The sequence below is a fragment of the Arthrobacter sp. PvP103 genome (genome assembly GCF_017833075.1).
Lineage (GTDB): Bacteria > Actinomycetota > Actinomycetes > Actinomycetales > Micrococcaceae > Arthrobacter.
Genome location: NZ_JAFIBQ010000001.1, coordinates 1,918,944 through 1,931,447 on the forward strand (window position 1 = coordinate 1,918,944; position 12,504 = coordinate 1,931,447).

A 12,504-nucleotide genomic window follows, 5' to 3' on the forward strand; every position below is an offset into this window, starting at 1 on the left:
CCGAATCCTTTCTACAGCGAAACTGCGGTGGTTGACGGGCGGGCTGAAGGTTCCGGGACCGTCGTCTCCGGGACGATTACCTGGACCGGCTCAGCGGCGCCGCCGGCCAGAAATTTCCGGTGGACCCGGGGGCCAAGAACTGCGTAACACGCTGCGCTGCTGACGCCGCCGGCGAGCCAGGAGAGGTCCCAGCCGCCCAGTGCCACTGCGATGGGGCCCTGCATTGCGGGAACCAGGCCGTACATGAACAGCCAGGTGGCGAAAATGCCGACCAGGAGGGACACGACGCCCGCCCAGTTGACTCCGGGGAGCCGCTTAGTGCCCACGCCGTCGAACAGCCGTGAGGCCTCGCCGGGCCAGCGCTTCTCGATCCAGAAGAAATGCACCAGCATGACGCCGCCCCAGGCGGCCACCCAGGCCACGAGACCGATCAGCCACGCATCCAGGACGGAGGCGAAGTCCTCCTGGAAGATGAAGAATACGACGGCGATGAGCGAGAAAACGCCGACGAACAGATTGAGCTTGCGGCGGCTGATGGTGATGTCGAGGGCCTGGGTTGCGACTGAGAAGGTGTAGATGTTCAGGATGTTGGTGGCGATGGGTCCGTGCAGGACCATCAGGAGTACCGGAAGCGCGAGGACTCCGAAGTTTTGCACGATGAGTTTTCCGGGGTCGATCTCGCCGCTGTTGGTTGCAAGGCTGGCGCCCAGGACTCCGAGCCAGACGACCGGGATGAACTGCCCCAGCACTGAGGCCAGGTAGACCTTGCGCTTCGGCACCTCGGTGCTCACAAAACGGGAGTAGTCAGCGGCGTAGGTGAACCAGGTGATTCCCCAGCCGATGCCGATGGCCGTCATAACGGCGCTCATGGCCGCGATCCGCTCCGAGCCTTCGAGGATGTTGCCGGCGGGTCCGGCGTAGGACCAGTTGATCTTCATGCCGAACCAGGCGACGGCGGACATCACCGCGAGGATGATGATGGTGGGCGGCACGGTCCACTTTTCAAAAGCCGCAATAGCCTTGTAGCCGAACCAGGCGATGGCAACCTGCGCAGCCATGATGGTGGTGGCGACACCGATCTTCCAGGCGTAGTTGTGGGCTGTCGGGTCCACCCAGCCGAGGGTGCCAAAGAGTGCCATGACAAGGTCCAGGATGATCCAGGTGTTGACGGCGCACCAGCCGATGACCAGTAGTGCCTGGATGGCGGCGGGAAGGTAGTTTCCGCGCCGGCCAAATGCCGCGCGGGCCAGCACCATGCCCGTGGCACCTGTCTTCTGGCCCAGCAGTACGAAGCAGCCGAACAGGAGCATGCCGATCAGGTTCCCCAAAACCAGGACGGTAACGGTGTCGGCGAAGCCAAGTCCGAGGTGGATGCCCAGGGCGCCGAGCACCCAGTTGATGGGCGCCAGGTTGGCTCCCGCCCAGATCCAGAACTGTCCGGAAACCTTGCGGGTCCGCTGTGATTCGGGGATGGGCTGAAGCCAGGCTTCAACGTCTTCGCCGGCTGCGGGCACGTGGCCGGCCGGGACTGCAGTGGAGTTGTTTTGCATGTGGGCCTCCGTGGGAGAAAGGGGATACAGCCAGAGTATGTGCCGCAGACCACACGCAACAAGATACGATATGTACATCAAAAGCCCCATTTGCATGACGGAGCGTAATGCCAATAAAGCTCAGTGAGATCCTCAAACATGCCACCCTCACGGCCGCCGATCCCGTGATCCGCGCGGGTGCAGGCGCAGTGGCGGGTACGCAGCTGCGGTGGGTGCACTCCAGTGAAGTCCTGGACATCGCGCCGTTACTTAGCGGCGGCGAGCTGCTACTTACCGGCGGCGACGCGCTGGTTACTGCCTCGGATGCACGCCGGGCGGAGTACGTCCGGCAGCTCTCGGAGCGCGGGGTTGGTGCGCTGGCGGTGGAAACTGGCCAGCGGCTCGCTTCACTGCCGTCGTCGATGATCCAGGCAGCGGAAACCGCCGGGCTTCCCCTTATCGAATTCCGCAAGGTGGTGCCCTTCGTGGGCATCATGCAGGCGATTAACTCGATGCTCGTCAGTGAATCGGTGGCCCATCTGCGCCGCGCGGATGAGGCCAGCCACGCCATGGCCGTTGAGCTGGCCCACGGGAGCAGCCTGGATCAGATCCTTGCCGTGCTGGCCGGAATCATTGATGCGACCCTGGAGCTCTCGTCCGTGTCCGGTGTAACGCTGGGCAACGCCGGCCCGGGCAGCGCCGGTACGCATCCGGGGGACGGCACGGCTTCCCAGCCGGCAGAGGGCTTGGAGTCCGGCACCGGCTCCCCGGCAGAGCCCGGAAGGGCGGCAGATCCCGGAAGCGCGGCAAAGACGGGCATCAGCGGCACGTTGATAAGCATTGATGTGCCGGTCCGTGGCGTGCCCTCCGCGAGGTTGCTCATCAATGTCCCGGCCGACGGCGACGCCAACCTGGCGCGCGTGGCCGGCGGCCGCTGCGTGGACATCCTGTCGCTCGCTCTGCTGCAGCGGATGCCGCCCGGGCTGAAAGAAGTGGCCGGCACGGCGCTGCTGCGGGCCGTCAGTTCCGGCAGCCAGCCCTGGCGGCTTCAGCAGCTCTCCCCCGCCGCCGGGATCCTTCCCTCTGCGACGGTGGTCGCCGTCGTCGTCCGGTCGTCCACCTCACAGCAGCTGCGGGCGGCAATGGACACTATCCTCAAGCGGTCGGCGCAGCAGAGCGCCAGCTATGTGGACAATGCCGAGCTCCTGGCGCTTGCCGCCCTCCCTTTTGACGGGGCGGCGGCCGCGCGGGCCGGGCTCGTGGCAGCACTCAGGGAGCTCCCGGTTGAGGCGGGGACCATGACGGCGGTGGGTCCGCTGGCCGCGGGGATCGAACACGCTCCCTGGTCGTTGTCGGAGGCGAAAAGCGCCCTGGATCTCGCCGTGAACGGCTCACTTCGGTCAGCGGCCCGGCCGGCGTCGGACACGGAAGGCGTGGTGATCGACGTCGAAAATCTGGCGGTGGAACGCCTGGCGGTGCAGCATCTGGACCAGGGCGCGCGGCAGGATTTCGTCCGCCAGCAGGTGGGGCCCCTGCTGGATCACGACGCGCGGCGCAACTCCCAGCTGCTCGCAACCCTGGCAACCTGGCTGGACTCTGGCTGCAACACCGCGCAGGCTGCCCGCGAACTGCATGTTGAGCGGCAGTCGATGCATCACCGCTTGCAGCGAATTTTTGAGTTGTGCGGCGGCGATCCGCGCGGAACCGGCCGGCTCGCTGCGCTGCACCTCGCCACCCGGCTGGCCGCGCTGTAGCGAGTGGCCAACGCGTGAATGGACGCTCTCTCACTTAACGCAGGAAAAACCGGGACGCTCTCTCACTTTCTCCAAGAAAGTGAGAGAGCGTCCCGGCTTAACCGACCGGAAGTGAGAGAGCGTCCTAGCGGAGCACCACTGTCCTGTTGCCGCGCAGGATCACACGGCCCTCGCAATGCCAGCGCACCGCGTTGGAAAGGGCCTTGCACTCGGTGTCGCGTCCGGCGGCCACCAGGTCTTCCGGGCCGTAGGTGTGGTCCACCTCCACCACCTGCTGGGCGATGATGGGTCCCTCGTCCAGCTCGCCGTTGACGTAGTGCGCGGTAGCCCCTACCGTCTTAACGCCGCGGGCGTAGGCCTGGTGGTACGGCTTGGCGCCCTTGAAACTGGGCAGGAACGAGTGGTGGATGTTGATGGCACGGCCGTCCAGCTTGCGGGTGAGGCCGTCGCTAAGGACCTGCATGTAGCGGGCCAGCACCACCAGTTCCACGTCGAACTCGTCCACCAGCTCCAGCAACCGCGCCTCGGCCCCGGGCTTGGTGGCGGCGGTAACGGGCACGTGGAAGAACGGGATCCCGTGCCATTCCACCAGCGCCTGGTGGTCCGTGTGGTTGGACACCACGGCCACCACGTCCACCGGCAGCTCGCCGATCCTGGCACGGAACAGCAGGTCGTTGAGGCAGTGCCCGAACTTGGACACCATGATCAGCACGCGGCGCTTGGAACCGTGCGGCTCCAACCGCCAGCTCATCCCGAAGCGTTCAGCAACCGGGGCAAAAGCGGCCCGCAGGGTCTCCGCGGTGGAGGCATCGCCGTCGGACGCAAAATGCACCCGCATGAAGAAGTGCCCTTCGGAGCGTTCGCCGAACTGCTGGTTGTCGATGATGTCGCAGCCGTGTTCCAGCAGGAAGCCGGAGACGGCGTGGACGATGCCCGGCGACTCGTTGCAGTCCAGCGTCAGGACATGTTCCACGGTGGTCGCGGCCGGGCCCGCGAAGGACGGGAGGGAAGAAGTTTCAGTCTCAATGGCAGTCATGGCTCAGCACTCGATCACATTCACGGCGAGGCCCCCGCGGGAGGTCTCCTTGTACTTGGTTTTCATGTCCGCTCCTGTCTCGCGCATGGTTTTAATGGCTTTGTCCAGCGATACCTTGTGGCTGCCGTCCCCGTGCAGGGCAAGGCGGGCGGCGTTGATGGCTTTCACGCTGGCAATGGCGTTCCGTTCGATGCAGGGGATCTGCACCAGGCCGCCCACGGGGTCGCAGGTCAGGCCCAGGTTGTGTTCGATTCCCACCTCAGCCGCGTTTTCCACCTGTTCTGGCGTGCCGCCGAGCACTTCGCACAGTCCGGCGGCCGCCATGGAGCAGGCGGAACCCACCTCGCCCTGGCAGCCCACTTCGGCGCCGGAGATTGAGGCGTTGATCTTGAATAGAATCCCGACGGCGGCCGCCGCCAGCAGGAAGCGGACCACGCCGTCGTCGTCGGCCCCCGGAACAAACTTGACGTAGTAGTGCAGGACGGCGGGAACAATCCCGGCCGCGCCGTTGGTGGGGGCGGTGACGATCCGCCCGCCGGCGGCGTTTTCCTCGTTGACGGCGAGGGCAAAGAGGTTCACCCACTCCATGGCCCGCAGGGGATCGGTCACGCCGGTGTCCGCGGTCAGGGTTTTGAATAACGACGGCGCCCGGCGCCTGACGTTCAGCCCGCCGGGAAGGATCCCTTCCGCGGCGCAGCCGTTGTCCACGCATTCGCGCATGACGGCCCAGAGTTTCAGCAGCTCCTCGCGGAGTTCCGCTTCGCTGCGCCATGCCAGCTCGTTGGCGAGCATAACGTCGGAGATGGACATTCCCTCGCGGCGGCAGATCTCCAGGAGTTCGTCGGCCGTGGTGAAAGGGTATGGCAGCGGTGTGTCGTCCGCCACCACTTTGTCTCCGGCGTCGGCATCGCCGTCAACAACGAAACCGCCGCCAATGGAGTAGAAGCTCCGTTCACTGAGCACGGCGCCGGTGTGGTCCAGCGCGCGGAACGTCATGCCGTTGGGGTGGGCAGGCAGGGATTTCCGGCGGTGCAGCACCACGTCCTCGTCCCAGTTGAAGTCCACCCGGTGGTCCCCGCCGATCCGGAGTTCGGCGTCGAGCGCGGCTGCTGCCACCTGATCGTCCGCGGTGGAGGTGTCCACCGTTTCAGGGTCCAGGCCCTGGAGTCCGAGCACGACTGCTTTGTCGGAGCCGTGGCCCCTGCCGGTGGCGCCGAGCGATCCGAACAGTTCCGCCTGGACCCGTGTGGTGGCGCTCAGGTGGCCGTCACCTTTGAGCCCTTCGGCGAACAGTTTCGCCGCCCGCATCGGGCCGACCGTGTGTGACGACGACGGCCCGATGCCAACGGAGAAGAGGTCCAGGGCGCTCAGCGCCATCAGGGCACCTCGGGGGAGGCGTATTCCCTCATGGCGTCCAGGAGCCACCGGCCCAGGAAGTCCGCGAACGAAGCCCGCGGGAAGAGCCGGAAGCTGTCCTCGCCGGTCTTCAGCAGGATCACCGGGATGTTGCCCACTTCGGTGCTCAGGGCTGTTCCCGGCGTGAAGCTGCGGGGGTGCAGGTCCAAGGCGCAGCCCTTCTCCAGGACTGCCCGTGCACGGGGGCCAGAGAGTTCGAACGTGGTGCGGTTGGCGGAGAGGTCCACCACCTGGCCGGGGGCGTCGCCGAGGGCTGCCGTGAGGGAGCCGATCAGGTGCCCGCCGAGGGAGTCGTGGGCTTCTTCCGGTGCCACCACCAGGAACTCGGACGGGCCGAGCCACAGGACGCTGATGCCGTCCGAGCCGGCCACTTCGCCGCACCGAGCGGGCAGGCCGCCGGCAACGGACGCGATCCGAGAGCCCTGCTCGGAGCGGGGGTCAACGCGGATCCCCGCCATGGTCTGGAACGGGCCTTCCTTGAGGACAACCGTGCCCGCCACGGAGCCGGCCTCCAGCGCTTCGGCCAGGTGGGAGGCCGGGCTGCGGCGGATGTCCCGGAGTCCATTGATGCCTTCGAGTGCTGCTGTGTTAGCCATCTTTGCGGGTCCCTTCAGGGTCAAAAAGTACGGTTTCGGCGACAACGACATCAACCAGCTGATCACCGGCGGCGGCCACGAGGGTCTCGCCGATGCGGTTGCGGCCGTTCTTGATCAGGGCCAGGCCGAACGACCGGCCCAGTGCGGCGCTGTGGTAACTCGAGGTCACGAAGCCCTGCATCGGGACGGGACCGTAGGCGGGGTTGGTCGGGATGCCCTTTTCCACGAGCTGGGTGCCTTCCGGCAGCCGCAGCGTTCCGTCCACGGGGAGGACGCTGACCAGGTGCTTGCGGTCCTCGCGCTTCGCATCGGCACGGGCGTAGGAGCGCTTGCCGATGAACTCCTTGGCCTTGGAGACAACCCATTCCATCCCGGCATCCTGCGGGGTGACAGTGCCGTCGGTGTCCTGCCCGACGATCGGGTAGCCCTTTTCGGCGCGGAGCACGTGCATGGTTTCGGTGCCGTAGGGGGTGATATTGAATTCGGCCCCGGCGGCCGCAACAGCTTCCCAGGTGTTCAGGCCGTACCAGGACGGCACGTTAATTTCGTAGGCCAGTTCGCCGGAGAACGAGATCCGGCAGATCCGGGCCTGCACGCCGGAGGCGAGGGTGGTTTCGCGGAAGGTCATGAACGGGAAGGCTTCCGCCTCCAGGCCGCCGCCGGCGGCGAGTTCGGGTGCCACCTTCGCGAGGACCGCGCGGGATTTGGGCCCGACGACGGCAATGGTGCTCCACTGTTCGGTCACCGAGGTGCAGTGCACGTCCAGCTCAGGCCATTCGGTCTGTAGCCATTCCTCCAGCCAGTCCAGCACCTTCGCGGCACCGCCGGTGGTGGTGGTCATGAAGAACCGGTCCTCGTCGAGGCGCAGGGTCACGCCGTCGTCGAAAATCATGCCGTCCGCCATGCACATCACGCCGTAGCGGGCGGAACCCGGGGCGAGCTTCTTGAACGCGTTGGTGTAGATCCGGTTGAGGAACTCACCGGCGTCCTTGCCACGGATTTCGATCTTGCCGAGCGTGGTGGCGTCCATGAAGCCCACGGATTCGCGGACGGCGGCGCACTCGCGCAGCACGGCGGTGTCCATGTCCTCCCCGTCCTGCGGGTAGTACCAGGGGCGCTTCCACTGCCCCACGTCCTCGAACAGCGCACCCTTGGCCACGTGCCACGGGTGGATCGACGTAACACGGGCGGGGTCGAACAGTTCGCCGCGCTGGCGTCCGGCAAGTGCCGCAAACGCCACCGGGGTAAACGGTGCCCGGTACGTGGTGGTGCCGATGTCGCCGATGCCCCGGGACGCTTCGCCGGCGGTGCGGAGAGCCGCGGCGATCACGCCGATGGCGTTGACGCCGGAAGTCTTGCCCTGGTCGTTGGCGGTGCTGATCGAGGTGTAGCGCTTGATGTGCTCCACGGACCGCATGCCGGCGCCGGTGGACCGCAGCACGTCAGCCACGGACTGGTCGCGCTGGAAGTCCACGAAGTGGTGGTGCCAGTCGTCCGGGGTACCGGCCTGGCCGGGCACCAGCCACAGCTGGCGGGTCGGGGCGGATGCCTTCGGCTCGCCGATGACAGAAGGTTCGACGGCGGCACTGAAGCCGGCGGCGATGGCCGCCGAAGCTCCGGCGGAGATGCCTTCGGCGAGGCAGTCGGCGAGTTCGAAGCTGCCGCGGCCGGAGCCGATGGTCTGCTGGTTCGGGACCACGGTGCTCGGTACGAACGCCGCCAGGTCCTCGTCCCAGCGCAGCTTTCCCTGCCGCTGCGAGTGGAGGTGCACCAGCGGGCTCCAGCCGCCGGAGACTGCCAGCAGGTCGCAGGCGATCTCTTCGATGCCGGAGGTGAGTTCGCCGTCGTCGTTGATACTGCGGACGGTGACGCTGTCCAGCCGGCCGTCTGCGGCGCCTTCTCCTGAGGCGGAGGTGTTGGCCACGGCGCTGCCGATCAGCACGCGGGTGCCGGACTCGACGGCGGCGGCTGCCACTTCCGTAAGGCGGGGACGGGCGTCGACGACGGCCGCCACCTTGACGCCGGCGGCGCGCAGGTCCGAGGCCAGTGCGTAGGCGCTGTCGTTGGTGGTGCTGATGACGACGCGCTGCCCGGCGGCCACGGCGTAGCGGTTGAGGTAGCTGCGGACGGCCGAGGCGAGCATGATGCCCGGGCGGTCGTTGTTCTCGAAGACCAGCGGGCGCTCGTGAGCGCCGGGAGCAACCACCACCTGCTTGGCACGGATGTGCCAAATCCGCTGCCGGGACACGCCGGGGGCGGCCGGGCTGGAGAGGTGGTCGGTGCGGTTCTGGACGGCGACGATGTAGTTGGCGTCGTAGGCGCCGAAGGCCGTGGTGCGGTTCAGGACGGTGCATTCGGCTGCGGAGACGAGTTCGGCTTCCACATCAGCCACCCATTCCAGGGACGGCTTGCCTTCGATGGCCTCGGCCAGGTCAGGTGCGGTGGATCCGGACAGGAGCGTGCCGCCCAGTTCGGGCTGGTCGTCCAGCAGCATCACCCGGGCGCCGGTGCGCACGGCCTCGCGGGCCGCGGCCAGGCCGGCGGGGCCGCCGCCGATCACCAGGACGTCCGTGTGCACGAACTTCTTGTCGTACTCGGCGCGGTCCTCCTCGGGGTCAAGCCGGCCCAGGCCGTTGAGCAGGTCTGCCTTCAGGCCGTCCACCAGGGTGACGGTGGTGGCGGGGAGCATGGACTCTGCCACGTGGCCCGGGAACCGTGCTTCGACCCGGACCAGCGCGTTGGATTCCTCCACGCCGGCGGACATGATGCCGCGGGGGCGGTCCTCGTACAGCGAGTTGCCGGCGGCGATCCGACCATTGGCTAGCAGGGCCGAGGCGAGTGTGTCGCCGGGGTGGCCGGTGAATTCCTCGCCGTCCACGGTGAAACGCCAGGAGATGCTGCGGTCGATGCGTCCGCCGGCGGCGAGGCGGGCGTTCTGGGAAGTCACTTGGTTGCTCCTTCCGGGGCGGTGGTGCTTGAGGCTGTGGTGCTTGAGGCTGAACCGGCCGGTGCGATGCTGGTTGCAGAGGTGCTGGGCGCGCTGGTGCCGGTGGTGGTGCTGTCAGCGGCGGTGCTGGCAGTGCCGGATTCGGCCGCGGCCGCGACGGACACGTCCGGCCGGGGTGAACCCATCGGGTAGACGGCCTGGATGTCGTACGTGACGGTGTCGCGGAGCATGTTGAACCACTGGCGGCAACCGGTGCTGTGGAGCCAGCGCTCGGCGAAGGCGCCCTTGGTGTTGTCGCGGTAGAACAGGAACTCGGCCCATTCGCGGTCGTTCATGTCGTTCGGGTTTTCCGGGTACGGCACGTGGGCCTGGCCGCCGTAGTGGAACTCGGTCTCGTCGCGCGAGCCGCAGTTGGGGCATGAGATAAGCAGCATGTGCGTCTTCTTTCTATGGGACGGCGGCTAGTGGGCTACTGCGGCTGCGCCGTGCTCGTCGATCAGGGCGCCGGTTTCGAAGCGTTCCAGCGCAAACGGCTTGTTCAGCTTGTGCGGGGTGCCCGTGGCGATGGTGTGCGCGAACGTGAGTCCGGCAGCCGGGGTGGCCTTGAAGCCGCCGGTGCCCCAGCCACAGTTCACGAACATGTTCTCCACCGGGGTGGTGCCCACGATCGGCGAGGCATCCAGCGTGGTGTCCACGATCCCGCCCCAGGTCCGGAGCACATGTGCCCTCGCAAAGATGGGGAACAGTTCAACGGCGGCGGCCATCTGGTTCTCAATTACGTGGAAGGACCCGCGCTGGCCGTAGCCGTTGTAGGAGTCGACACCGGCGCCCATGACCAGTTCGCCCTTGTGGGCCTGGGAGACATAGACGTGGACGTGGTTGGACATCACCACGGTGGGGTGGACCGGTTCGTGCAGTTCGGAGACCAGGGCCTGGAGCGGGTGGGACTGGATGGGGAGCCGGAAGCCGGCCATTTCCGCAAGGACCGAGCTGTGGCCGGCAGCGCACAGTCCCACCTTTTCGGTGTTGATGGTGCCACGGTTGGTCTTGACGCCCACCACGCGGTCGCCGTCCTTGAGGAAGCCGGTGACTTCGCAGTTCTGGATGATGTCCACGCCCAGTTCGTCGCACTTGCGGGCAAAGGCCCAGGCCACGTGGTCGTGCTTGGCGATGCCGGCACGCGGCTGGTAGGTGGCGCCCATGACCGGGTAGCGGATGTTGTCGCTGATGTTCAGGATCGGGCAGAGTTCCTTGACCTGGTCCGGTTCCAGCCACTCAGCGTCCACGCCGTTGAGCTTGTTCGCGCCCACGCGGCGGATGCTTTCGCGGACGTCGCCCAGGGTGTGGGCGAGGTTCATGACGCCTCGCTGGCTGAAGAGGAAGTCGTATTCGAGCTCTTCCGGCAGGATTTCCCAGAGCTTGAGGGCGTGCTCGTAGATGGCAGCGCTCTCGTCCCAGAGGTAGTTGGACCGGATGATGGTGGTGTTGCGTGCCATGTTGCCGCCGGCCAGCCAGCCCTTTTCCAGAACGGCGATGTTGGTCATGCCGTGGTTCTTGGCCAGGAAGTAGGCGGTGGCCAGGCCGTGCCCGCCGCCGCCCACAATCACGGCGTCGTAGGAGGACTTGGGCTCCGGGTTGCGCCAGAGGAAATCCGGGTGCTCGGGGAGCTGTTGGGTGCTCACTGGGCTGCTCCAATCATGTCTGTTTCAAAGGCGGCGATTTCATCGCCACTGTCCTGGGAAAGATGCGGGTAGAGGGGGAATTGTTCGGCGAGGGCGGTCACCCGGGCGCGAAGTTCGACGACGGCGCTGTCACTCAGGGACGTTGCCCCGGTGGCGCCGTTGGCAGCCGCGGCAATCAGCGCCGTCGCGATGATGTCCGCGACCTCAGTGAATTCCACGGCGCCGAAGCCGCGGGTGGCCAGGGCGGGCGTTCCGATCCTGAGGCCCGAGGAAACCATCGGCGGGCGGGGGTCGAACGGTACGGCGTTGCGGTTGACCGTGATGCCGATCCGGTGCAGGGCGTCTTCGGCCTGCTGCCCGTCGAGTTCGGAGTTGCGGAGGTCCACGAGGACCAGGTGCACATCGGTGCCGCCGTTGACTACGGAGATGCCGGCCGCGGCGACGTCGTCACGGAGGAGCCGTTCCGCCAGCAGCTTGGATCCCTGCAGGACGCGCTCCTGGCGTTCCTTGAATTCGGGGGTGCCGGCCAGCTTGAAGGCGACGGCCTTGGCGGCGATGACGTGCTCCAGCGGTCCGCCCTGCTGGCCCGGGAACACGGCGGAGTTGATCTTGCGGGCGTATTCCTCCTTGGCCAGGATGACGCCGCCGCGCGGACCGCCGAGGGTCTTGTGCGTGGTGGTGGTGACGACATCGGCGTACGGCACCGGGTTGGGGTGCAGCCCTGCGGCCACCAGGCCGGCAAAGTGCGCCATGTCCACCATCAGGTACGCGTCCACGAGATCGGCGATGCGGCGGAACTCGGCGAAGTCCAACTGGCGGGAGTAGGCGGACCAGCCGGCGACGATCAGCCGCGGACGGTGCTCCAGGGCCAGCGCTTCGACCTCGGCCATATCGATCCGGAGGTCCGATTCACGCACGTGGTACGGGACCACGTTGTAGAGCTTGCCGGAAAAGTTGATCCGCATGCCGTGGGTGAGGTGGCCGCCGTGGGCCAGGTCCAGGCCCATGATGGTGTCGCCCGGGTTCAGCAGCGCGAACATGGCGGCAGCGTTGGCCTGGGCGCCGGAGTGCGGCTGGACGTTCGCGAACTCGGCGCCGAAGAGTGCCTTCACCCGGTCGATGGCCAGCTGTTCGATCACATCAACGTGCTCGCAGCCGCCGTAGTAGCGCTTGCCCGGGTAGCCCTCGGCGTACTTGTTGGTCAGTACCGAGCCCTGCGCCTCCATGACTGCGGACGGGGCGAAATTCTCCGAGGCGATCATTTCCAGCGTCGACTGCTGGCGGCCCAGCTCATTGGCGATGGCCTGCTGGACCTCGGGATCGACTGCGGAAAGTCGCTCGTTCAACTGCTCAACCACGGGTGCTCCTTTGAAATACCACTATTGCTATGACTGATATATCAGTGTGAGGTCAATGGTATGATTGGGATCACATGAGAGTCAATAGCCGGTGGCAAAGTGGCACTGAGCTTCCGGTTGGAACCGCATCAACCGGTGGTTGGAGGCCGGCCGCTGTGGTGACGACGAGCCATAAGGAACCTGAGT

General features: G+C 66.6%; 9 protein-coding genes. 1 reads left to right on the top strand and 8 read right to left on the bottom strand.

Going from position 1 to position 12,504, the window contains the following annotated elements; all coding sequences use genetic code 11:
* Positions 1 to 11: 11 nt before the first annotated feature.
* On the bottom strand, positions 12 to 1,550 hold the full coding sequence (locus tag JOE41_RS08835; protein ID WP_245200679.1) for a cytosine permease: 1,539 nt from the start codon (positions 1,548 to 1,550) through the stop codon (positions 12 to 14).
* A gap of 107 nt (positions 1,551 to 1,657) precedes the next feature.
* Here JOE41_RS08835 and JOE41_RS08840 point away from each other — a divergent pair, with 107 nt between their 5' ends.
* On the top strand, positions 1,658 to 3,283 hold the full coding sequence (locus tag JOE41_RS08840; protein WP_209752086.1) for a PucR family transcriptional regulator: 1,626 nt from the start codon (positions 1,658 to 1,660) through the stop codon (positions 3,281 to 3,283).
* Positions 3,284 to 3,407: 124 nt separating this feature from the next.
* On the opposite strand, the gene purU is transcribed toward JOE41_RS08840, so the two are convergent.
* From purU to glyA, 7 genes are read right to left on the bottom strand one after another with little or no spacing between them, the layout of a single operon-like run.
* Positions 3,408 to 4,319: a formyltetrahydrofolate deformylase gene (gene purU / locus JOE41_RS08845; protein ID WP_209752088.1), complete on the bottom strand. Its 912-nt coding sequence runs from the start codon at positions 4,317 to 4,319 to the stop codon at positions 3,408 to 3,410.
* A 3-nt stretch (positions 4,320 to 4,322) separates the two neighbouring features.
* A complete protein-coding gene (locus tag JOE41_RS08850; RefSeq protein WP_011693525.1) occupies positions 4,323 to 5,696 on the bottom strand; it encodes an L-serine ammonia-lyase in 1,374 nt (457 codons plus the stop codon).
* Positions 5,696 to 6,331 (bottom strand): sarcosine oxidase subunit gamma, encoded by a 636-nt coding sequence (locus JOE41_RS08855; protein WP_209752090.1) that lies wholly within the window; start codon positions 6,329 to 6,331, stop codon positions 5,696 to 5,698. The genes JOE41_RS08850 and JOE41_RS08855 overlap by 1 nt, the downstream gene beginning before the upstream one ends.
* The gene (locus JOE41_RS08860) at positions 6,324 to 9,278 is read right to left on the bottom strand and encodes a sarcosine oxidase subunit alpha family protein (RefSeq protein WP_011693527.1); all 2,955 of its coding nucleotides are present in this window, start codon (positions 9,276 to 9,278) and stop codon (positions 6,324 to 6,326) included. The genes JOE41_RS08855 and JOE41_RS08860 overlap by 8 nt, the downstream gene beginning before the upstream one ends.
* Complete coding sequence (locus JOE41_RS08865) at positions 9,275 to 9,712, bottom strand: sarcosine oxidase subunit delta (protein ID WP_011693528.1); 438 nt, start codon at positions 9,710 to 9,712, stop codon at positions 9,275 to 9,277. Before JOE41_RS08865 ends, JOE41_RS08860 begins: the two co-directional genes overlap by 4 nt.
* A gap of 27 nt (positions 9,713 to 9,739) precedes the next feature.
* The gene (locus JOE41_RS08870) at positions 9,740 to 10,960 is read right to left on the bottom strand and encodes a sarcosine oxidase subunit beta family protein (protein ID WP_209742219.1); all 1,221 of its coding nucleotides are present in this window, start codon (positions 10,958 to 10,960) and stop codon (positions 9,740 to 9,742) included.
* Complete coding sequence (gene glyA, locus JOE41_RS08875; RefSeq protein WP_011693530.1) at positions 10,957 to 12,318, bottom strand: serine hydroxymethyltransferase; 1,362 nt, start codon at positions 12,316 to 12,318, stop codon at positions 10,957 to 10,959. Before glyA ends, JOE41_RS08870 begins: the two co-directional genes overlap by 4 nt.
* Between the last annotated feature and the right edge of the window lie 186 nt (positions 12,319 to 12,504).

Bases quoted from the DNA above. Each gene is read 5' to 3' on its own strand.
- JOE41_RS08835 (WP_245200679.1), bottom strand. From the start codon at position 1,550: ATGCAAAACAACTCCACTGCAGTCCCGGCCGGCCACGTGCCCGCAGCC.
- JOE41_RS08840 (WP_209752086.1), top strand. From the start codon at position 1,658: ATGCCAATAAAGCTCAGTGAGATCCTCAAACATGCCACCCTCACGGCC.
- purU (WP_209752088.1), bottom strand. From the start codon at position 4,319: ATGACTGCCATTGAGACTGAAACTTCTTCCCTCCCGTCCTTCGCGGGC.
- JOE41_RS08850 (WP_011693525.1), bottom strand. From the start codon at position 5,696: ATGGCGCTGAGCGCCCTGGACCTCTTCTCCGTTGGCATCGGGCCGTCG.
- JOE41_RS08855 (WP_209752090.1), bottom strand. From the start codon at position 6,331: ATGGCTAACACAGCAGCACTCGAAGGCATCAATGGACTCCGGGACATC.
- JOE41_RS08865 (WP_011693528.1), bottom strand. From the start codon at position 9,712: ATGCTGCTTATCTCATGCCCCAACTGCGGCTCGCGCGACGAGACCGAG.